This window comes from Brotaphodocola sp. (assembly GCF_050873365.1).
Taxonomy (GTDB): domain Bacteria; phylum Bacillota; class Clostridia; order Lachnospirales; family Lachnospiraceae; genus Brotaphodocola.
This window is the reverse complement of sequence record NZ_JBNMIQ010000013.1, coordinates 51,806-74,951: the sequence shown is the minus strand read 5'-3', so window position 1 is coordinate 74,951 and position 23,146 is coordinate 51,806. Positions and strand designations below refer to the sequence as shown.

Annotated in this window: 16 protein-coding genes, 1 tRNA gene and 1 pseudogene; all 18 read right to left on the bottom strand. The window is 47.8% G+C overall.

Annotated features, from left to right (window positions below):
• Positions 1-19 precede the first annotated feature (19 nt).
• The 18 genes and pseudogenes from ACR0QT_RS08265 to mnmA all read right to left on the bottom strand — a co-directional run bounded on the left by ACR0QT_RS08265 (position 20) and on the right by mnmA (position 23,090).
• The gene (locus tag ACR0QT_RS08265) at positions 20-2,473 is read right to left on the bottom strand and encodes an ATP-binding protein (protein WP_432630341.1); all 2,454 of its coding nucleotides are present in this window, start codon (positions 2,471-2,473) and stop codon (positions 20-22) included.
• A gap of 534 nt (positions 2,474-3,007) precedes the next feature.
• Positions 3,008-4,213 (bottom strand): annotated as a pseudogene (locus ACR0QT_RS08260) (RtcB family protein); the annotation flags it as partial.
• Between the two features lie 157 nt (positions 4,214-4,370).
• A complete protein-coding gene (locus tag ACR0QT_RS08255; protein WP_432630340.1) occupies positions 4,371-5,411 on the bottom strand; it encodes a WYL domain-containing protein in 1,041 nt (346 codons plus the stop codon).
• Complete coding sequence (locus ACR0QT_RS08250) at positions 5,398-6,924, bottom strand: WYL domain-containing protein (protein WP_432630339.1); 1,527 nt, start codon at positions 6,922-6,924, stop codon at positions 5,398-5,400. The genes ACR0QT_RS08255 and ACR0QT_RS08250 overlap by 14 nt, the downstream gene beginning before the upstream one ends.
• A gap of 590 nt (positions 6,925-7,514) precedes the next feature.
• Complete coding sequence (aroE, locus tag ACR0QT_RS08245; RefSeq protein WP_432630338.1) at positions 7,515-8,381, bottom strand: shikimate dehydrogenase; 867 nt, start codon at positions 8,379-8,381, stop codon at positions 7,515-7,517.
• Between the two features lie 469 nt (positions 8,382-8,850).
• Positions 8,851-10,851, bottom strand: a complete 2,001-nt coding sequence (gene htpG, locus ACR0QT_RS08240; protein ID WP_432630337.1) for a molecular chaperone HtpG — start codon at positions 10,849-10,851, stop codon at positions 8,851-8,853.
• Between the two features lie 273 nt (positions 10,852-11,124).
• Positions 11,125-11,625 carry a DUF5721 family protein gene (locus tag ACR0QT_RS08235; protein WP_432630336.1) on the bottom strand — a complete coding sequence of 167 codons (501 nt, stop codon included), beginning with the start codon at positions 11,623-11,625 and terminating at the stop codon, positions 11,125-11,127.
• Between the two features lie 191 nt (positions 11,626-11,816).
• Entirely contained in the window at positions 11,817-12,806 is a 990-nt protein-coding gene (locus ACR0QT_RS08230; protein WP_432630335.1) for a peptidylprolyl isomerase, read from the bottom strand.
• A 107-nt stretch (positions 12,807-12,913) separates the two neighbouring features.
• Positions 12,914-13,696 (bottom strand): HAD family hydrolase, encoded by a 783-nt coding sequence (locus ACR0QT_RS08225; protein ID WP_432630334.1) that lies wholly within the window; start codon positions 13,694-13,696, stop codon positions 12,914-12,916.
• Between the two features lie 104 nt (positions 13,697-13,800).
• A tRNA-Ser gene (locus ACR0QT_RS08220) sits at positions 13,801-13,888 on the bottom strand.
• Positions 13,889-13,955: 67 nt separating this feature from the next.
• Positions 13,956-14,276: a PTS lactose/cellobiose transporter subunit IIA gene (locus tag ACR0QT_RS08215; protein WP_432630333.1), complete on the bottom strand. Its 321-nt coding sequence runs from the start codon at positions 14,274-14,276 to the stop codon at positions 13,956-13,958.
• Entirely contained in the window at positions 14,276-14,575 is a 300-nt protein-coding gene (locus tag ACR0QT_RS08210; RefSeq protein WP_432630332.1) for a PTS sugar transporter subunit IIB, read from the bottom strand. The genes ACR0QT_RS08215 and ACR0QT_RS08210 overlap by 1 nt, the downstream gene beginning before the upstream one ends.
• A gap of 130 nt (positions 14,576-14,705) precedes the next feature.
• The gene (locus tag ACR0QT_RS08205) at positions 14,706-16,013 is read right to left on the bottom strand and encodes a PTS sugar transporter subunit IIC (protein WP_432630331.1); all 1,308 of its coding nucleotides are present in this window, start codon (positions 16,011-16,013) and stop codon (positions 14,706-14,708) included.
• 81 nt (positions 16,014-16,094) lie between these two features.
• Complete coding sequence (locus tag ACR0QT_RS08200) at positions 16,095-17,492, bottom strand: glycoside hydrolase family 1 protein (protein WP_432630330.1); 1,398 nt, start codon at positions 17,490-17,492, stop codon at positions 16,095-16,097.
• 556 nt (positions 17,493-18,048) lie between these two features.
• Positions 18,049-18,768: a GntR family transcriptional regulator gene (locus ACR0QT_RS08195; protein WP_432630329.1), complete on the bottom strand. Its 720-nt coding sequence runs from the start codon at positions 18,766-18,768 to the stop codon at positions 18,049-18,051.
• Positions 18,769-19,156: 388 nt separating this feature from the next.
• Positions 19,157-20,491: an enolase C-terminal domain-like protein gene (locus ACR0QT_RS08190; protein ID WP_432630328.1), complete on the bottom strand. Its 1,335-nt coding sequence runs from the start codon at positions 20,489-20,491 to the stop codon at positions 19,157-19,159.
• Positions 20,492-20,769: 278 nt separating this feature from the next.
• Positions 20,770-22,017, bottom strand: coding sequence for an N-acetylmuramoyl-L-alanine amidase (locus ACR0QT_RS08185; RefSeq protein WP_432630327.1), 1,248 nt, complete (start codon positions 22,015-22,017; stop codon positions 20,770-20,772).
• Positions 22,014-23,090, bottom strand: coding sequence for a tRNA 2-thiouridine(34) synthase MnmA (mnmA, locus tag ACR0QT_RS08180; protein WP_432630326.1), 1,077 nt, complete (start codon positions 23,088-23,090; stop codon positions 22,014-22,016). The genes ACR0QT_RS08185 and mnmA overlap by 4 nt, the downstream gene beginning before the upstream one ends.
• Positions 23,091-23,146: the final 56 nt, after the last annotated feature.

Sequence of the window (23,146 nt, the reverse complement as noted above, 5' to 3'; positions counted from 1 at the left end):
AATCGGTTTCCGTGAAAAGTTATTTGCAATACCGCGCAATCTGTGTCATCAGTTCTTTCATCCGAATCGGCTTTGCGATGTGCTCATTCATGCCCACACGCTTTGCCGACTCCACATCCTCCGAAAATGCATTCGCCGTCATCGCAAAAATCGGGATCGTCTTTGCATCCTCCCGGTCTAAACTGCGAATCATCTCCGTCGCCTTCAAACCGTCCATCACCGGCATCATGATATCCATCAAAATCACATCGAAGGTACCCGGCGCGCAGTTTTCAAACGCCTTGACTGCATCTAGTCCATTTCCCGCCTCTGTGACAACCATGTTTTCATCCTCAAGCATGCACCGCGCAATCTCCATATTCAGATCATTGTCCTCGACGAGAAGCACGCGGACGCCAGTCAGATCATGATTCTGATTCAGCTCCATCTTCGGCGGAAGATCGGAGCGTCTCGCCTTCTGAAACGGAAGCATCACCTCAACCGACGTTCCCATGTTGAGTCTGCTGTTGATCGTGATCGTCCCTCCCATCCGGTCAACGAGGTTTTTGACGATCGGCATACCAAGCCCGGTTCCGAAATATACACTCTTCACATCGTAATTTTCCTGAGAAAACGGCTCGTAAATACTCTGAAGAAACTCCTCGCTCATACCGATTCCGCTGTCCGTGATCCGGACAACAAAGGCGATCTTTCCATCTCCAAGCTCCTTCTCGATGACCTTGCACCAGACAGAACCGCCGTTCTTGTTATATTTGATCGCATTCGTCATGATGTTGATGAAAATCTGCTTCACATGAAGACTGCTTCCAAACACATACGGATCTTTGACATTGAAGTAGCTGTCCTCCATGAAGACGGAGACTCCCTCCTCCGATGCACGCATGTCAGAGATCGTCTTCACATCGTGCATCAGATCGATAAAGTTAAATGGCTCCGTCACAAGTTTGACCGTCCCATTGTCCAACTTGTTCAGCTCGAGAACATCATTGATCAGCGACAGCAGATGGTTCGCCGCGACATGCGCTTTTTTCCGGTTGACCATCAGCCCCTTGAGATCCTCCGGATGGCGGTCTGCATACTCGAGAAGACCGATGATTCCATTGAGCGGAGTGCGGATGTCATGAGACATTCTCGAGAGGAAATCGTTTTTCGCCTGATTCGCCCGCTTCGCACTCTCAAGCTCGATCGTCTTCTGCATCAGCTCATTCTTATCGAGGATCAGATTCCAGTGCTCGACCTCGCCATTCACATTGATCACCTTATGACCGTGATCTTCAATGTACTTCCAGCTTCCATCCTTGCACTTCATCCGGTAAGTGATCGCATAGCTGTCGCTCTTTGAATACTGCTCGAGCGCATCGGCGATTCCGTGCTCCACATCATCCGGGTGAGCGATTCCGATGATCGTCCCGCCGGACGTCTCCATCAGTTCCTCCACGCTGTCATATCCGAGCATCGACGCATACTGCTTCGACACATATTTGAACGTGTAAAACGGATCATCGTAACTGATCTTGATTCCACCCTGAATCGAGGAGGCAATCACATCGAGCTGTTGCTGAGCATTCTTGTACGCCAAATCGAGTTCTCTCTGGTACTCTTTCTCCTTCCTCACAAGTTCATCGACACAGCGGAAACCGATGACAACGAAATGACCGTTGTGCTCATACTGGCGGACTGCATGCGCCTCAAAATAACTCTGTCCGATCGAATTGAGTTCCGTATGAAAACGGAAATAAAAATCACCATTTGTCTCAAAATGCTTTTTCAGATAATTGTAGCGCAGAACCCGCTTCATCTCTTCTCTCGATTCCTCGAGCACATATTTGTCCGCATAATTGTCCAGATAGGTCGAAAAATCGTTGAACTTCTGCACCCTCGCGACATTGTTCGACTGCTGGTTGATGATGATCTCAAAGGTGTCCGTGTCCAGATTAATCATATAAACCGCAGTGTAATCATTGCCGAGACCGGACAAAAGTTTCTGCACACGGTTATCCCGATTTAAGTAATCCCGCTTTGCCAGACGGTTTGCAAACCAGCCGTCAAGCATGTCCGCGATCTCAATCAGAGACTCGACCTGATCTTCCTTCGGATTTGCAATCGCAAGCAAAGCAATGATCTTTCCATTGTCCAAAAGTGGAAGCGCAAATAACTTGTCGCCCTCATGCTCTCCCTCCCCATCAAACATCCGAATTCCTGAACAATCCTGACCGTCTGTCTCCCGAATCGTCTTCCTGATCCAGTGGTCGATCTTCGGATTCAGATCCCTCCAGATGCTCGCAAGGATGTAACGTCCCTCTTCCCGTTTATAGAGCTGAACCGTATCCGCCGAAAAATGTTCCCCCAGTCCTTCCATCAAATGATCGATCGCAAGTTGCAGTTCTGTCGTCTGTTCAAATTTCTGCATCTGCCTGTTGAGAAAACGATATGCGTCTCTAATCTTCTGTACGTCGTTTTTTGTGTTTTCCATTCTGCTGTCTCTAACTCCCTCAATATCCAAATCTTTCCCGGCACGCTTTTCTCATTCCGATCCATTTTTTCCATTTATTTTTTGATCATTGGATCGTTCCCCATTCTTGTTTTTATCCATGCCTTCTTTCTCCCGCTTCCGCAACGACTTTTCTCCTATTTTTTCCTACTTATAATCATAATACCTTTTTGCAAAAACTGCACGATGTTTTTTTCTAAGAAATTCCATATCCGTGTAGCGTAACCATCCATTTCAACAACCTTCATGTGCGATCGATATCCAAAAAAGAAGGAACACAAAAAAATCCGGCTGAAAACACCAGATTTCTGGCATCCCCAACCGGACTTCTCGTCTCATTCGTTTTTTCCTGATTTTTCTTTTTTATCCGTTTTTCTTATTTATTTTTCTTATCAATCCCTTTTACGCCTTTCTTTCCCTCTCCTGCTCTGCGCGCTTAGTCGGCTCCTGTTTTGTCTCCTCCCTGTCCATTTTTTCTTTATCATCTTTTTTTGCTTTCTTCGCCCAGGGCTCCTCATCCGATGCCTTGAAATTGTAGACCGGCTTTAACACCTCAATCACATCGACGGACTCTCCGATCACATCGATGATGTCCTCCAAGGACTTATACGCCATCGGCGCCTCGTCGATCGTCGCCTCGTTGACCGAGGTCGTGTAGATTCCTCTCATCGATTCCCGATATGCCTCAAGATCCAGAGACTCCTTCGCCTTCTTTCTCGACATCACGCGCCCTGCTCCGTGCGGTGCAGAGTCGTTCCACTCCGGATTTCCTTTTCCGATTGCGAGAATCGAGCCATCTCTCATATTGATCGGAATCAGCACTTTCTCGCCCTTATGCGCGCCAATCGCTCCCTTTCGCAAAATCCTCTCCTGCACATCGATGTAATTGTGAATCGTGTGAAAGCTCTCCTCACCCGTCATCCCCGTCCGCTCGAGAATGATCTCCGCCATCTTTTCGCGATTCCTGCGCGCAAACTGCTGACAGATCTCCACATCGTGAAGATAATCATCGAGAAACGTCCCGTAGAGCCAACAGATGTCCTCCGGCACAAGCAGGGCGTGCACCTCATAATCTCGCTTGAGTTTTCCGAGTGCAGACTGAATCTCCGACCGTCTCCCTGCTTCCTTGTAGGTGCGGATGATCTCCTCCCTCTCTTTGAAATACTCCTCTTTTCCCATATGAAGATCAATCGCAAGCTGTTGATAATGCTCAGCCACCTGCTTTCCAAGGTTTCGGCTTCCGGAATGAATCACAAGATAGTTCGTTCCATCCTTTGCGCGGTCGATCTCGATAAAATGGTTTCCACCACCCAGAGTCCCGAGCGAACGCTCAAGTCGTCTCGAATCCCGCAGAGCGCGGTAACAGCGAAGTTCCGTCAACGGAAATCTCTCGATTCTGCCCTCCCAGACATTCATTCCCGACGGAATAAAATGACAGGCTTCATCGATCTTCTCGAAATCAAGTTTCGTTTCCTTCAGGCGCACCGTGTACATTCCACATCCAATGTCGACTCCGACGATATTCGGGCAAACCTTGTCGGTGACCGTCATCGTCGTCCCGATCGTACATCCCTTTCCGGCGTGGACATCCGGCATGATTCTCACCCGGCTTCCGCGCGTCAGCTCATAATCACACATCCGGCGAATCTGTTCGATCGCCTCATCCTCAATCTCCTTCGCATAACAGATCGCAGTGTTAACTTTTCCCTTAATTTCCAGCATGTTCCGCTCCTCCTTTCCCGTTACTGTTCATGTTACTGTTCACGTTATCTTACGGCACTTTCGGTTTCAAAAGTGCCTATCTCTGAACAGTAATCTTTTCCAACATCTTCATCTAACCGTTTCCCCATTTCACCCAAACATTCTTCTCTGCCGAATTTTATAGGAAACAATGTTTCTGCCGGATCAAACGCTTGCGAATCAACTCGACAAAAGTGTCCGGCGCAGTGACCCGAATCATCGGTCCAAACGAGAGCACCCGAATCACAAGTTCCGTCTCATCGTCCTTGTCATACCACACCCGGATGCGATAGCGATTGCCTTCTATCTTCTCCGCCTGCTTCTCAAAGTGGGCAAAGTGGAGAAGTGCCCGCTCAAGTGCATTTCTCTGATCGACAAGCTCAAACTCGACCGTCCGACTCCCAGAACCCTTTCGTTCCGTTGTCTCTTTCCATCTCTCACCACTCAGCTTCTTCCCATCTTCTTTTGGATTCTTCGGATTTTTTCCTCCATCTTCCTTCCATATTCCATCCTCTTCGCAGACCTTACAGCTGATGATTCTTGCAAGGTTGATCATCCCGCCATAACGGCTTCCCGTGCCGACCAGACGAAACTTATCATCTTTTTCGGAGTATTCGAGGTATTCCGGAACCACAGTCTCCGTCCGAATCCGCCCTTTTCGGTTAATGCTGTCAACGACGATCGGGCTGTGCGTTCTGCACGCTGAGAGCACTGTGCGGAAATTTCTCTGATAAACCGGATTTTCATAGGGATCGCCGTCCTCATACCGATCAAACACACGGATATCCTCCGGCAAAAACAACGGTTCCACCTCTGATAAATCAAGCACTTCGATCTCCGTACCAGCATCCGCAACTTTAATAAAATTTGGAACCGCATCACAATCCATATCCATAAAAAGTTGAATTCTCGGGTCCATCAGAATTGCCTTGAGCCAACGCTTTTCCAGCAGAGTCAACGGCAGAGACGGTTTTTTCCGGATCGGAGTTGTGCCATCCTTTCGGATCAACTGCCACCGCTCCTCGCGCAGAGCACTCTTGATGTTCCATGCACTCTCCCCAAACGCATGCCCTGTGATGATTTCTTTTAGTTCATTCGGCGCAAGCGGGTGATCGACCGCCGTTCTCAGCACACGGGCGACTGTCTGATAATAACTCCCATAAATTTCATGAAACATCATCACTCTCACCCTCTCTCTCCAAACATTCCCCTACCTTGGGGCACACACGATTTCCATATCTTTGCTCCATATCCATCACTTCTGTCTGATCACGACAGCTATCTTTTGTCTCTTTCTTCTCTTCCTCAATTCCATAAAGACGATACATTTCCTCGACATCCCGCTTAAACTGCGCCTCGAGACGCGGATCGGAAAAATGAACCTGTGTAATCCGGCAGAGAAACGTCCGAATCCACGGAATCAGCTCGCTCGCGTCATAAACATCTGCCGAAAAATGACTCGTGTGCTCATCGAGTTTTTTCACCGTCCCACATCGCTTCTCCCGCTCAAGTCTCCGATGAATGTGTTGCTCGCCCTCACCGTAGCAGACCGTAAATTCCACATGCTCCAAGCGTTGACCGGATCTTCCCTGCGTGCTGACTCCCCACATATGAGGTTGCATCGCGCGAAGCCGTCCGCGAAGTTCCTCAAAACGAGAATTTCTGTCATTGATTTTAACTGACACAATCGAATCAATCCGCACCGAAGCGATCCTCTTAAATCTCGGCATATATGCCATCAGGTACTGGCGACCACTCTGGACGCTGATCATGATCTGGAGCGGAACAACATGATTTTCTGCAATCCGATCCCGGTTCCGATTGATCGTCTCGAGTGTAATATTCTTTTTTTCCTGTATTGCAAGAAACAGTTCCCCGAGAATCTCGCTGTCCATCGCAGACGTGATATAGTGGTGCTTGAACACGAAATGTTCCTCACGCTTATTTTCATCCCTACTTTTCTCTGTCTCCCCGTCTCTCTCCCTGCATTCCTTTTGACCCTTTATATTTGCTCTCTGACTGCACTCCCAATTTTCCTCCGCGCGATCAATCAGATAAGAACCGATGACACCACACGGCGCAACTTCCGAGAAGAAATCGAGCAGATCCAGATACCCCTGTGTTCCTGAAATATCCCAACCCACACTCGGATTTTTCACGGATAAATGTGTTTGCAAACCTTCCTCCGTTAAGCAACTCTCTGCCAATCGATAATAAACCAATTTACCTTTCTTTCGAGCACGGACAATCCCCTCTTTTTCGTAATCTTTGAGCTTCTTTCGGATCGTCGACTCATCAAAAAGCCGTGGAGTCTCAAACTCTGCAAGATAAGCATCGACCGCAGTCGTGATCTGTGCAAGCGACTGTTCCTCCTCTGCACACGCGAGAATATCCATCAGGATAAAATGAAGCGTGATCTCGCCGTCCGTAAAACTCTTCATCTTCCAAGCACGGTAAAACGGATTATGGCGGGACTGACGGCTGTCGATCGAGAGAAAAACATTTTTTCCGTCCGCTGTCTGGCGAAATCCCATATAATCTCCGAGCCACGCCTCAATGCGCCTGCGCTCATCGTCATAGGAACGCGCACTCTTTCTCGTGTACTCTTCCCTGCTCTTAAATCCATATATGTAAAATTCCCGCATATAATCGCGAGTCCGATTGAATTTCTTGATCAGCTCGTTGTATGCCATCTTTCCACCTCAGCCCTCTATCGCTTCATCTGTACTCTTTCCTGTTACCAAAATGATAGCATCGTATACCTGCTTTGTCATGGAAAAAAAGATGCGAAGATATGGTTTCTCTATCCAAAATGCAAACGCTTAGACCTAACCGGCATAAGAAACAGCGATCTTTTGATGTAGTAACTTATTGGATTCACAAAATATATGAAATAAAAAATAAATGATATAAAGACATACGGAACTTAAAACCAGATTAAGACTAGACGAGAGCTTGGGCTTCCCGGCGAACAAGTCTAAGCAAACCCGTGTGAGACGTCGGTGTTTAGGTCGCGTAGTTTGCAACCTTATGCACCGCTACGTCGAACCCGGAGTGCGAACGCGTTTGCGTGACTTTGTTCGCCAGGGAAGCCCCCTTTTTTCTCTTATTATTTTTTAAATTTCTTATCCCATTTATAACTCAAAGTGGATGCGCAATGATTTTGATGGGAAAGTGTCAACAGAGCCGACCAAAATCACACGACCACACGACAAGTACCCGTGGGTGTCGACTTGATTTCTAACTCTTCTAGCATTTCCTGCGCCCATGCGCCTCACGCTTCTCAGCGGAAATACTTCTCCTCCACCTCATGCGCCGGCATCTCTTTGCCCGTATACAGCTTGAACGCCTCCGCACCCTGCCACAAGAGCATCCCGATTCCCGGCACGATCTTGCATCCGGCTTTCTCTGCATCCTCAAGCAGTTTTGTCTTTCTCGGATTGTAAACCACATCCGACACCACAAGACCCGGATGGAACATCGCCGGATCATCAATCAAAGTCTGATCCTCATGCGGTTTCATTCCGACACTCGTCGCGTTCGTGAAAATATCACTGTCCGCAATCTCTCTCGCAAATACCTCTCGATCCGCAAGATCATAGAGATTGACCTTGCACTCCGGAACCGCACTGCGAATTTTCTCAACCGTGTGCTCTGCATTTGCAAAAGAAGCCGATGATTTTCTCGCAAAGATCGTGAGTTCTCTGAGTCCCTCCAGCGCAGATGTGATCTCAATCGAGGTTGCCGCACCGCCAGATCCCGCGATCGTCATCTTTTTTCCGTGAATATCAACTCCCGCTTCCTTGAGACTTCTGACCCAACCGCGTCCGTCCGTGTTGTAACCGATCAGTTTTCCATTCTCATTTACAACCGTATTGACTGCGCCGATCAGCTCTGCCTCCTTTGAGAGCTCATCACAGCACGCCAGAGCCTTCGTCTTGCACGGCATCGTGATATTAAATCCTCTGACATTCAGAAGACGAAGCGAATTGATCGCCTTCTCCGTCTCATCTTCCTTGATATCAAATGCGAGATACGCATAATCCAATCCGCATTTTTCAAAGCTGTAATTGTACATCGCCGGAGATCCAGAATGTCCCACAGGACTTCCGATCAGGCAAAGCATCCGAGTGTGTCCGCTGATTTCCATATGTCACTCCTCCTTCATCTTCCTGCATGTTTCTCCATGTTTTTTCATGTGTTTTCATACCGTTTCATGCTACTCCATGTTTTTCATGCTACTTCATATTTTTTCATGTTACTCCATTTTACCCCAGTTTCATCTGCTTGGCTATCCTGATTACATAAATTTTATAACTCAGAAGGGGATTGTCTCCCCTCCTGAGTTATACGCTCCGCGAGGATGCGCAGTGATTTTGATAGGAAGATGTCAGCAAAGCTGACCAAAATCACGCGCCAAGTCTCCGCGAGCGTCGACTTGAACAAATCAGCCCTGCACGCATATTCGCGCACAGGGCTGTCTGTCCAATCAATCCCGAAAGTTCGAGATCCGATCTAATTCAATTAATTCAATTTAATATCTGTATAGTAATATATCTGTATGGCAGCTTATCTTGCATTATCTTACAAACACTTTATTCCACTTTTTTGTTTGCAAGTTATTTTGCAAGCATCATCATAATCTCATTGCTTCGGCTGATGAAATTCGTCATACGCTCTGGAGACAGAGTTCCATGGCTTAAAAGTGCCAGATCATAGAGCTGTTCACAGATCTTTGAGGTATTCTCCTCATCGCCGTGCTCCATCACATACTGAACTAGCTTGTTGTTCGCGTTGAGCACAAGCGTCTCTCCGGCGCCACCGAACATCGACGGGTCCATTCCGTACATGTTGTACATCTTCATCATATCCTGCATACGACGGCTCTCCTCAGATACGGTCAGCATCGAGGCAATGCCCTCGTTCTTGAGCTTCTCAACCTTGATCTCGAGCTTGTCATTTCCAAGTGCCTTCTTGAAGACAGCAGTCAGCGTCTCAGCGTTCTTCTTGAATGCCTCGTCATCCTCCTTGACTTCCTCCTTGAAGGTGTCATTCAGATCCGCATCGATGCGCAGGAACTTGAGTCCCTCATTCTTCTGCTCAAGATGTCCGATAAACGGAGAATCAATGCTGTGAGGAAGAATTACTGCGTCCAGACCAGCCTCCTTGAACATGTTGATGTACTGGCTCTGCTCCTTCTCGTCGGTCACATAGAAGACTTTGTTCTCATGCTTCTCCTTGTTTTCCTCAAGACAATCCTTCAGAGTCAGGTACTTGCCCTCAAGATTCTTGAACAGGATGTAGTCGTTCATCTTCTCGGCAAACTTCTCGTCCTTCAGGCAACCAAACTTGATGAACGGAGCGATGTCATCCCAGTACTTCTCATAATTCTCACGGTCGGTCTTGCACATACCGGTCAGCTTATCCGCTACCTTCTTCGTGATGTAATCCGAGATCTTCTTCACGAAACCATCATTCTGAAGCGCACTTCTCGATACGTTCAACGGCAGATCCGGGCAGTCGATCACACCCTTTAACAGCATCAGGAACTCCGGAATAACTTCCTTGATGTTATCTGCGATAAATACCTGGTTGTTGTACAGCTTAATCGTTCCCTCAATGGAATCATACTCCGTGTTGATCTTCGGGAAGTACAGGATTCCCTTTAAGTTGAACGGATAATCCATGTTCAGATGAATCCAGAACAGCGGTTCCTTGTAATCATGGAAGACCTTGCGGTAGAAGTCGCGGTAGTCATCATCCTTGCACTCATTCGGATGCTTGTTCCACAGCGGATTCGTGTCGTTGACCGGAACCGGACGTCTCAGAATCTTGTAACGCTCCTTTGCCGGCTCTACCTCAACAGTCTCCTTCTCGCCGTTCTCATTCTCCTTCTCCTCGGTCTTTGCCGGCTCGAGCACTGTCTCAACCACGGTATCCTTATCCGTCAGCTGATCCTTGTCGATCGTGTCGTACTCCGGCTCTGCCTTCTCATTCTTTAAATAAATCGGAACCGGCATGAAGGAACAGTACTTCTCAAGCACTTCTCTTGCGCGATACTCGTTGGAGAACTCATAGCTGTCCTCATTCAGATACAGCGTAATTGAAGTTCCCTGCTCTGCCTTGTCGCCATCCTTCATCTCAAAGGTCAGACCGCCCTCGGACTCCCAGTGTACCGGGGTGCTTCCCTCCTTATAGGAACGGGTATCGATCGTCACCTTGTCAGCTACCATGAATGCGGAGTAAAATCCCAGTCCGAAATGACCGATGATCTGATCCTCATTTGCCTTGTCTTTATATTTCTGAAGGAAATCCTGTGCACCGGAAAATGCGATCTGGTTGATGTACTCCTCAACCTCATCAGCGGTCATACCAAGACCATTATCGGTCACAGTGATCGTCTTGTCGTCCGGATTGACACTGACCTGAACCTTGTACTCAAGATCCTCCGGCTTCGTGTACTCGCCCATCAGCTCCAGTTTTTTCAGCTTTGTAATTGCATCACAGCCGTTGGAAACCAGCTCACGATAGAAGATATCATGGTCGGAATACAGCCATTTCTTGATAATCGGGAATATGTTCTCACTGTTAATGGATAAATTGCCACTCTTACTGCTCATCAATCTCACTCCTTATCGAATTTCTGCAAAATCCAATCTGCTTCTACAAAATTTCCACAAAAATTGAATTTTCTTATATTTCTTTCTATTTTCTTTTTATCTCTCTTGCAGATTCTTCCACCTGTACGGAATTTTCATTCTTTACAGACCACTAAATGGTATTGTAATACAGCAGAATTCAAATGTCAATAAAAAATTAGCACTCATTTAAAATGAGTGCTAATAAAATATTGCATATTGATTGCATATTGCAGTTCAGAAATTTTCTTTTCCTCAATTCTCCTCGGTGAACGGGATCTGCTTTGCCTTAAAATAACGGCGCACCGCCTCATCCCACGCATGTTCCGCCTGCTTATCCAACGTAAAAACGTTCATCGAAAGACCCGTCACACAGACAAGTTCGCGATTCTCATAGCGGATATTCAGACAGAGACTTCCGATCTGGTCTGCGGTAAATCCGATGCCTGAGCTCTTTAAGAAATCCTCCGTCTGATCCGATGCGAGCTGAAGCGTGATCCGAAAGCTCTCCGGCAGACGCTTTCCGCGAATCAGTGAGAAACAGAACGGGCGCAGACTGCTCCAAAGTGAGTACGTTCCGATCCCATTCTCCCTGCGCTCCTCCTCCGAGTAGTAGGCAGGACGAATCCGCCCATCGATCGAAAACGTGTTGAACGTCACAATCGAAACCTCGCGAACCTGCCAGTGATCAAACGCCTCCCCGGCAAAGAGCTGACCGGTAAAATGTTTGAGATCCTCTATCTTCAGTGCAATCATAATTCCCGCTCCCTTCTCCTCGTCTTTTCCCTGCTATCTCTGCTATTTCTTCTCGTTTCCCAGATTTTTCGTCTTTTTAACTCTGACTTTTTTCTATTTATTCTCTGTCTTCTTTTTTCTGCTTCTCTTTTCTTCTGTCTTCCTTCGTCCTGTGAACTTCTAATCTTTTACTTTTCTAGTCTTCTAGTCTCCTAGTTTTCTCCATCCATCGCCTGACGGTACTGCTCAAAGAAATCGTCCGTCTGCGACTCCGTTCCATCTTTCAAAGAAAGTTTTTCCCAGAAACTTCCGTTTGATTCCACCTGATGATCCTCGGCAAAGCTGTCATAGATCTGGCGGAATGCCTGATTCTTCCGCTCAAGCGCCATCTTCTGCTTGCGATCAAGCGTCGCATTCTCATCGTAATCATTGACGCACTTCACGACGTACCAGCGTTCCCCGTCCTGAAAGACCGGACTGATCTGACCGCTCTCAAGGGCAAACACGGCATCCTCATACGACTTTGAGCGTTCTCCGCGACCCACCGATTTCTCGGCAGTTCCCTCTAAATTGCTCTCCTTGACTGCCGTGGAAAAATCCACTCCATCCTCCGTCACGCGATTAAAAAACGCCTGTGCCTCACTCTCCTGCAAAAAAGAAGCCTCGCAAACCGTGATCACCCTCGCCTCACTGTCGCTGACCTCGAGATTGACATTCTGGGTCAATGCATCGACGAGACGATTGGCGCGGTGATATGCCTCATACATCGTATAGACATCATCCCTCGTCGCACCTGTGTAGGCACGATCCGCATCGCTCATCGACTCGTAGTAGGAATCTGCAAGCGCATTGAGTTCCTCTTTCTCCCGCGCAGAGAGCGAGATCTGGCGCTCATCCGCAAGCAGGTTCATGACCTTCAGTTCTTTCAAAAACTTCTGGATCTCTTCTAACAGATAAGTTTGAAACGTCGTCCCCGCATCGTCGACAACGGTGTCCCAGATCTGATCGGTATAAATCTTCTGACAGCGGTTCCGCTCCGATGCCACAATCAACATCATCTGTGCATCGGAAAATCCCTCCGTTCCCATGCTCTCTGAGACAATAGAAGAAATCTTTCCGTTGCATCCCGACACACTTCCCGCCAGCATCACTGCCACCGCCATTGCCAGAAGCATCCGCTTTCCTGTTCCTGCTCTTCTCATTCTTTTCTTTCTCTCCTGATCTCCTCTCTACCCGTCTACGCAAGCTCAAGATCTACACAAAATCAAGATTTACGCAAAATCAAGATCCATCTAAAATCAAAATTCATTTATACAAGAAGTTTCAAGATCTTCAGAACGCCATCCTGCACATTGGAATCCGTCTCAAATCGTGCCGCTTCCTTGACTTCCGGACGTGCATTTGCCACTGCAAAGCTGTAATAGGCCTGCTTTAACATCTCAATGTCGTTGAGCTGGTCCCCAAACGTCATCGTCTCCTCCGACTTGATCGACAGGCTGTCCTGAAGCAGTTTCACTGCCGCACCCTTGTTGACTCCGGTCTTCATGCAGTCCATCCACATGTCGCCGGAGATCGTGATCTTCATTTTATCGTTGTATTTCTCACGAATCGCCGTCGTCGCCGGCTCAATCCCGAACTTTTTATATGCAGAAATCTTGATACACGGATCGTCCACCTTGAGCACATCCTCGACCCTCTGGACGCGGAACTTGTATCCGTTGACCAGCCAGTCATAAAAGTCCTCGTCAGGATCGTCCAAGTAAACCATATCAGGTCCACTGTACATCGCAATCAAACCAGCAGAACGGATATCCTGAATCATATCGACAACGAGATGACGGTCAATCGGATTTACGATAAGACGACGACCACAGCATCCCACATAAGCGCCATTGTCCGACAGATAAAAAATCTTTTCCTTGATCGGATCAAAGACCTGCTCAATACTCGCCCACTGTCTGCCACTCGCCGCTGCAAACTGCATTCCTGCCTTGCGCAGTTTCAAAATAACCTCGTACAGTTCCGGATTCATGTCATGTCCGCCGTCCGGCAAAAGGGTTCCGTCAATATCCGACACTACTAATTTGATCATTCCGCGCCTCCTCTTTTTCCTGAAAATTCCTACCTATTTCCATTTCCCATTTTAAATCATAATACGAAAAAAACCGGTCTCAGTCGCCCGAGTCCGGTTTTCAACGGAGATGGAGGGATTTGAACCCTCGCGCCGGTTACCCGACCTACCGCATTTCGAGTGCGGACCCTTCAGCCACTTGGGTACATCTCCGTAGCTGGCATCTGCCAGCTTTTCCATTATATACGATCTTATGAAAATTGTAAAGCAAAATCAGAATTTACTTTTCGAGAAGTAATTTTTTGTAAACGTCAATGACCTCAGTCGCAAGCACTTTCGCCATTTCTGTGCCTGCCATCTGGTCCTCCGCATGCATCAGAATCAGGGAAAATTCGGTCTTCTCTCCGCCAGCTTCCTTCTGAATCATCGAGGTATGTACTTCATGAGCCTTTGCGTAGAACTCATCTCCCTCGTTCATCTTCGCCTCAGCCTGCTCAAAGCCACCCTTTTTTGCCTCATGGATTGCCTCAATGTAGGAAGACTTTGCACTTCCCGTATTCGTGATAATCTCCATACAGGTCAGAATTGCTTGCTCATCCATTATCCAATCACCTCCAGAGCGTGCTTGAGCACTTTCTCACCGTTCATCATGCCGTAATCTTTCATGTCAATCGCCTCAACCGGAGTGCTTCCCGCAATCTTGCGAACGTTGTCAAGCTCATAACGGATCTGCGGTCCAAGAAGAACGATGTCGGTCTCCTGAATCTGAGCCTTTGCGTCAGACAGTGGCTTTGCCTCGATCGAAACCTCAATGCCATCCTTCTCTGCTGCCTTCTTCATCTTTGCTACCAGCATACTCGTGGACATACCTGCGTTACAAACTAAGAGAATCTTCTTCATGATTATTTCCTCCTATTATTTTTCTTTTTTGTCACTCTATAACGAACGATACGTTTTCTATAAATAATTTTATAAATGATTTTCTTCAGCCTTTATTTATTCTCGCGTCTCTCCTGTGAGATTTCCCGCTTTACTCCTCCATTGTCTTCGCCATAACTGCATCGTTGATCTTGACAAACGGAATGTAGATCAGCACGCCGAGAACAAGGATCAGGAGCTGTACAAGAATTGCTCTCACATCACCGGCAGTTGCCAGATATCCACTTAACAGAACCGGTGTCGTCCACGGGATGTAAACCACGCAGGTGTTCATCAGGTTCAGTGCCGTTGCCAGATATCCGATGATGATTCCCATCGCCGGAACGAGGATGAACGGAATAATCAAGCTGATGTTGTACACGATCGAGTATCCAAAAATGACCGGCTCATTGATGTTGAAAATTCCCGGAACAAATGCCATCTTGGAAACGCTCTTTGTCGCCTTGTTTCTACCTACAAGGAAGGTTGCAATCAACAGACAGATCGTCGAACCGGAACCTCCCATCATTCCAAATGCCGGAACAAACGCAACGTTGATGATGTTCGGGATCGCCTGACCTGCTGCATAAGCTGCCATGTTCTGCGTCATATTTACGATCAGAAGCGGTTCCAGAATCGATCCGTAAATGACAGACTGATGAATTCCGAGAAGCCACAGGAAGTTTCCAAGGCTGTACAGGATCACACAGCCGACAAGACCGGTCGTCACGGTGCGGAGCGGTTCCTGAATCAGGTTCGTAATCAGCTGGATCAGGTTCGTTCCTGCCATATTTAACAGAGTGGATACAATCGCAAATCCTGCCATAACGAGGATGAACGGGATCAGCACGTTGAAAGATTTTGCAACGGACGGCGGAATGTTGTCACCGAGATCAATCTTGAGTTTCTCGATTGAGGACACCCACAGAAATACTTCTGTTGCGAGCAGTCCGATGATGACACCTGCAAACATTGCCTGCGTTCCGATGTTGGAGAAGGTCAGCGCGCCGGTTGCCATCACTGCCTGATCTGCGCCATCCGGAGTGATGCTGACCATGTTTGGCATCATCACAACGAGTGTGGCAAGTGCAATCAGTGCAGCTGAAATCGGGTTATCAAATCCACGGTTTTTCGCCAGCATATATCCGACAAGCGGTGCGATCAGCAGGGAGCTGATGTTGAGTGTTCCGTTTACAATCAGTGTGCCCCAGTACTGCGCATTTGTCAATGCATCACCGGACAGAATCCACAAAAAGATGGTATTGTTCACAAGAACGGCAAGACCTGCCAGAATGTACAGTGGCATGATCGTTGCAAATGCATCTCTCAAAGATCTCAAATGAATTTCATTTCCCATCTTCGATGCAATCATGGTAAATTTATCCACAAATTTGGAATTTTCCAAGGATATCTCTTTCATGGTTACCCCTCCTAAGCCATTTTCTCTTCTTAAACCTTTTTCTTTTCCTAAAATTTTTTCTTTTCCTACCCGAAAACTTTTTTAATTCTTCTCCCGCTCCGCAATCAGCTGTTTGATCCAGCCGGCACTCTTCTTGAGTTTTCTCTGATAATTTCCCATCAGATCAACTTCCACCATTCCATAACGGTTCTTGAATGCGTTGTTCCAGGACCAGTTATCAATGAGTCCCCAGTAGTGATAGCCGAGACACTGTGCGCCGTCCTCGATCGACTTGAAAATCCAGTCGAGATGCTCGGAAACGAACTCGATCCGGTAATCATCCTGAATCTCGCCTGCCTCATTTCGGAAGCGATCCTCGTGTTCCACGCCCATTCCATTCTCTGAGACGAAGAATTTCAGGTTCGGATACTCGTTCTTCATCTTCATTCCGAAATCGTAAATGCCCTTCGGGTAAATCTCCCAACCTCTCCAGACATTCATCTTTGCCTCCGGCCAGACATATGGATCAGAGAACTTCGGATAACCGTTCTCATCGGTCTTCTCTGCCGGAGCCTGAATGCGCGACGGATGATAGTAGTTAAATCCAAGCCAGTCCACGATGCCCTCTTTCAGGACTTCCTCATCCCCCGGTCTTGTCTCCGGCATCAGTCCACACTCGGAAAGCGTTTTCAGCACATCCTCCGGAAGATGTCCCTCTGCGACGAGATCCAGCCACCATCGGTTGTTGATTCCATCCTCCATGCGAAGAGCCTCAAGATCCTCCGGTGTCGGATTCTCCTTCGTGTAAGGCGGTGCGAAGCAGTTGATCAGTCCGATCTTTGCATCCTCGCGCATCAGTCCCTCTTCCTTCGCCTTGCGGAACTCGCGAACTGCAAGTGCATGAGCAAGAGAAATGTGATACTGTACCTGCATGCCACGCTTTGCATCTTTCAAGAACGGATACCAGAAACCATTGCGGTATCTCTGGTCCGGCTCGACGATCGGCTCATTGAAGGTGAACCAGTAGCGGATCTCCTTGCCGAACTCACGGAACGCCGTTCTCGCATAGTTCACATAGGCCTCGACGACCTCACGGTTTTCCCAACCGCCCTTCTTAAACAGATAGGTCGGCATATCAAAGTGATACAGGTTCATGAACAGCTCGATCTTCTCTTCCTCGGCACAGCGGATCACCTTGTGATAGAACTCTGCGCCTTCCGGATTCATCTTCTCATTCTGATCCATCAATCTGCTCCACTGCATTGAGGTGCGGAATGAGTCGAGCCCGAGGCTCTTCATCAGTCGGATGTCTTCCTCGTACTTCTCGTAGAAATTGTTTCCGACGTAGCTTCCCACTTTATTGTAAAAATCTGAAATGCGCTCCTGTGACCAGGTGTCCCAGATACTCTCAAGACGACCGCCTGTCTTCCAGGCACCCTCTGTCTGAGGACCCGACATTGCGGCGCCGATGAAAAAATTCTTTGGAATTTTTCTCTCCATATGCTCCTCCTTGTTTTGCTCTCCCAATTTCTGTCTCGTCTATTCTGTCTGCCTTGATGTCTTCTTCTGATGTCTTCTCATGCTGTCTTCCTGTGATGTTTCCTATGCTGTCTTCAACTTGTTTCCCCGTGATGTCTGTTTGATTCTGTCTTTGATTTTGTACCCCTTGTTGTCGTTTGTTGTATGTTGTTTTGTGTTCTTTGTTATGTTTATTAATTAATTTGTTATAACATATTTATATAATATCATGTTATGTTTGTTTTGCAAGTGTTTTTTTCATATTTTCTTCTTTCCATAAACGTTTCTTATATTTTGCACAATTTTAATCCGTTCTTTTTGTGCAAAAAACCAACAAAAAAAGAGAACCAATCCCATTTTTGATAATTGATTCTCTCTTTTTGCTATTTTTTATATTTACCGCATTTTTTGATATTTTTGCTATTTTCTATTTTTTATTAGTAATTCAATGAATTCTGATATCTTTACCTTCGTCGCACCCTACATCCTACACCCTACATCCTACACCCTACCATACATAGCCGTTCACTGTAACATCTTATCGCACACTGATGCTTCTGAGTTCAAAACAGTCCGCTCTGTGTCTGGACTTGGAGTACTCAAAGATTCTTCCATCATCGAGATAGGCAACCTGCTCCACCTCCAAAACCGGGATCTCATCGTCCCCAATCTCAAGCCACTTTCTCTCCTCAGCTGTTGGCATATCGGCGCGCGCTGTTCGATGCGCACTCTTGATCTTGAGTTTTAAATCATTCTCCAAATATGCATAGATCGATCCTTTGACCACATCCTCCGTGATTCCTGTGATGAAATCAGTCGGCATGTAGGTATACTCCACAACATACGGTTTCTTGTCCACAAAACGAGTCCGGCACACATAAAACACAAGTGCATTCTCAGAAACTTGAAGTTTCTCAGCGACCTCCTTCGGAGCTTTCATCAGCGTCAGCACGTGCACATCGGAGGAAACTTTCTTTCCCGCCTGATCTTTGCTGAAACCGCTGAACTGCTGGGATCTCGCAAATCCCTCCTGATCCTGCGCACTTCCCGTCACCGCCTTCACAAAACTGCCCGCTCCCCTGCGCTTTGTGATCAGCCCGCGATAGACGAGAAGATCCATCGCCTCTCGAATCGTGATCCGGCTCGCATCGTAGATCCGGCACAACTCCATCTCCTGTGGAAGTTTCTCATCCGGCTGATACGTTCCGTCCTGAATCTTATTCTGAATATCTTCTGCTATGCTCTCGTATTTAAACATTTTCCGCTCCTATATCTTATTTCCGTTATTGACTTTTATTTTCCATCCATCTTCAAAAGTTGTTATATCTTTTTATTATTTTATTATAAATTGATTTTCACAGAATTACAACAGAGAAATTTCGCCGAAACTCTCAAGAATATTTTTGAGACAAGCGCAAGGGAGAAGGAAAGGAACTAAGGAAATAAGAAAATAAAAAAATAGAAAAATAGAAAATGAAGAACAGAAAAAGAAAAACAGAAAAAGAAGAACAAAAAAGGCAATGAAACAGAGAGCGACAAAAAAGGAGGAGCCCGAAAGCTCCCCCCCTCTTTATCTATACAGGATTTTAGTTTTTTTTATAGGATTTCTGAGTTTACAGCAGTTGTATCAATCTTTCCAATCTTACTTATCGAACCATGCACGGCTTCTTGTTGTCGAACTTCCAGCCCGGGATCAGGTACTGCATGCCAACAGCGTCGTTACGAGCACCCTTGCCATAGCACTTGTCCATGTACAGCTGATGAGCCTTCATGATCTGATCACGGTCAACCTCAACACCGAGACCCGGCTTCTTCGGCAGATCGATGCATCCGCCAACGATCTGTAATGGCTCCTTTGTCAGACGCTCACGGCCCTCCTGCCAGATCCAGTGCGTATCAATGCCGTTCATCTTGCCCGGGATTGCTGCTGCACACTGTACAACCATAGCCAGAGAAATGTCGAAGTGGTTGTTGGAATGGCATCCCCACATCAGACCGAAGTCGTTGCAAAGCTGACCAACGCGAACAGAACCTTCCATTGTCCAGAAGTGCGGATCTGCTAACGGGATATCTACGCTCTGAAGAGCGATTGCATGGCACATCTGTCTCCAGTCGGTGTTGATCATGTTCGTTGCAGTCGGCATCATCGTTGCCTTTCTGAACTCTGCCATTACCTCACGGCCAGAGAAACCATCCTCAGCACCGCACGGATCCTCGCAGTAAGCCAGAACCTTCTTCAGTCCCGGTGCAACCTCGAGAGCCTCTTTTAAGCTCCAGCAACCGTTCGGGTCAAGGTCTACACGAGCATTCGGGAATGCTTCCTTGATTGCGGTTACAGCCTTTAACTCCTCCTGCGGAGAGAAAACACCACCCTTGAGCTTGAAGTCCTCGAAACCGTACTTCTCGTTGGTTGCCTTTGCCAGAGCAACAATTGCCTCCGGAGTCAGAGCCTCCTCATGGCGCAGACGATACCAGTCGCAATCTGCATCCGGCTCTTCCTCGTACTCCAGATCGGTCTTCTTGCGATCACCAACATAGAAGAGGTAGGACAGGAAACGTACTTTCTCACGCTGAATGCCATCGCCCATCAGAGCAGCTGCCGGAACGTTTAAGAACTTTCCGAGAAGGTCAAGAAGCGGAGCCTCTACTGCGGTCACTACATGTACGCCGACACGCAGATCGAAGGTCTGAAGACCGCGCTTGTCATCCTTTACGTTGGAAGACAGCCATGCTCGGATCTTGTTTAAGGTCTGCTTATAATCAGCAATGCTCGTTCCGATCACGATGTCCTTAATCTTCTCCAGAGCATCGGTGATCTTCTCACCGCCCGGAACCTCGCCGATACCCTCATTGCCCTCGCTGTCCGTCAGGATGACGATGTTACGGGTGAAATACGGAGCATGAGCACCGCTCAGGTTCAGCTCCATGCAATCATGACCTGCTACCGGGAAAACTTCCATTTTTGTGATTGTTGGAATCATGTAAATACCCTCCTTATATTGAATGCCTGTTTGTTTTTTCTGTTTCTCACAAATCCTTTATAGGTCTTTCACAAGTGTTTGTATCTCTCACTGACACCATCATATCACAGGAAGAATCATAAGTAAAATTAATAGAATTTAGATTTCTCTTAATTATTTTTCTTAATCTTTTTTCAAACTTTTTTCCATGATTCATTTGCGATTTCGTCTTTTTTCCCGGCAACCTCTCAAATACATTCAAGTCTACTCTCGCAGAGTTCAAGTCGACGTTCGCAAAACTATCTCTCAAAGAACTGGTCAACGCCCTCCGCAAGTCCATCTGCAAGCGTATTCAGCGTAGATGCCGAGTGATCCGATGCCGTATCGCCAAGCTCAATATCGACAGACGGAATTGTAGAGTAGGAAGTCTGGGTCAGATCCATCGCCATCGTTCCATTTGAAAAGATCTTGACTCCGGCACTTCTCAGTCCGGTAATCAGGCTGTCACCAAGCGCGTGGTGTTTCTGCCAGTTCGACGCAACCGGCTCCATTGCGCGGTAGGATGCCACATCCGGAACACTCATGTAAAATGCGCCTTTGTCATTCTTCGTGGAATCCCAGTGAAGCGCAATGTGACAATCTGCCATATTGTTTGCAATCACGGTTCTCGCAATGTTGTCGAGCTGAACATCGTCGCTGTCTCGGATCATCAGCACATCATATCCCTTGTCGAGAAGTTTGTCTCTGAGTTTCTGTGCCATCTGAAGCGTCACCTTTGCCTCTGCTGTTCCGTCCTGAAACGTCGTTCCTCCTGAGACTGCGACTGCGGATGTCGCTCCGGCGCTTGTCGTTCCTCCGGTCACCTTCGCGCTTCCATCCGGATGACACTGGGTCTTGACCGAAGATCCTCCCTTTGTTCCGTGTCCTGCATTGACACAGACTACCTTTCCATTTCTTGAGACAGAGGTGGACTGGTACAGCAGGGCAGAACCCGACGCAATCTTCGCAAATCCCGCATACGTCCACTGCGGATTCAGAGAGACAACGACTGCATTTTCCGGAACATTCTGAGACGTTGTGGAAGTTGTCGAATTAGCAGAAACCGCCTTCGTCACAGTCGATTCCACCTTTTCTGTGCTCAGATAGGTGGTCGCAACATAGCACACAGAGCCATTGTACATCACCTGGCTCCACTCATCGCTATATCCGGTTCTCGTAAGCGTATCTCCCCGGTTAACTCTCCCGGCAACTTTTGCCGTCGTTCCAGGCTCTCTGCGCACATTGAGCTGATCGGCATTGACATAAACCGTCTCATTCCTCGTCTCCATTGGCATCGTCGTCGTTGCCGTCTCATGTGCGCTCTTCTGCATCTCAAGCGTAGTCGTTGCTGTCTGCACAAGCGTCGATGTCTCTGCCTCCTGAACCTGAGAAACCGAAGCCTCCGCCACGACCTCTGAAGCACTCCTTGCCGGCTCCTGCTTCTGGCATCCACTCGCCATCACCGCAACAGCCATCACCGCAACGGCACAAATTCCTTTCTTTCTCATAAAATAGTTCCTCCCCCCATTACATAATCTCCATCGTAGAACACAACCGCCTGTCCCGGTGTCACTGCGCGCACCGGCTCAAGGAAGCGACACTCCACGCGATCTTCCCCGATCTCGCGGATCACACACGGCGCCCCCTTATGGCTGTAACGGATCTTTGCGACAATCTCCCGCTCTTCCCCGTGCAGTCCGTCCACGCTCATCCAGTTGATGCGGTCGCAGACAAGGTAATCGGTGAAGACATCGGTTCCCTCTCCAATCACAACCTCATTCGTCTCCGGACGGATCTCGGTCACGAACACCGGATGACCCATCGCAAGATTGAGTCCCTTTCTCTGACCGATCGTGTAGTGCGTGATGCCCTCATGGCGACCGAGAATCGCCCCGTTCTTGTCCACAAAATTTCCCGGTCCCGGTACATTCTGCGCATTCTCCTCGATAAATTTCGCATAGTCGTGATCCGGAATAAAACAGATCTCCTGGCTGTCCGCCTTGTGAGCGACCGGAAGTCCTGCCTCATCCGCGATTCGGCGAATCTCATCCTTCGTGTAATCTCCGACCGGCATCAACGTCCGCGCGAGCTGATCCTGTGTCAGGTTGTAGAGCGCATACGTCTGATCCTTCGCCGATGTCACAGACTTCTTGAGCGCATATCTGCCATTTGGCAGTTTGTCCACGCGCGCATAGTGACCAGTCGCAATATAGTCCGCCCCGATCGCAAGACTGCGGTGAAGCAGAGACTCCCACTTCACATAGCGGTTGCACGCAATACACGGATTCGGGGTGTGACCTCTCAAATACTCCGCCACAAAATAATCCATCACATGTTGCTTGAACTCGTCACGGAAATTCATCACATAATAGGGAATTCCGATCTCCCATGCGACCCGTCTCGCATCATCCACGGCAGAGAGACCACAGCACCCTCCGTTTTCCTGAACGACACTGCTGTCCTCATCCTGCCAGATCTGCATCGTCACACCAACCACGTCATATCCCTGTTGTTTTAAAAGCCATGCCGCCACGGAGGAGTCCACTCCGCCTGACATTCCTACCACTACTTTCTTTGCCAATCGTGTCTTCCTTTCTTTTTCCTCTTCCACATTTTTCACATTTACATTTCTTTTGC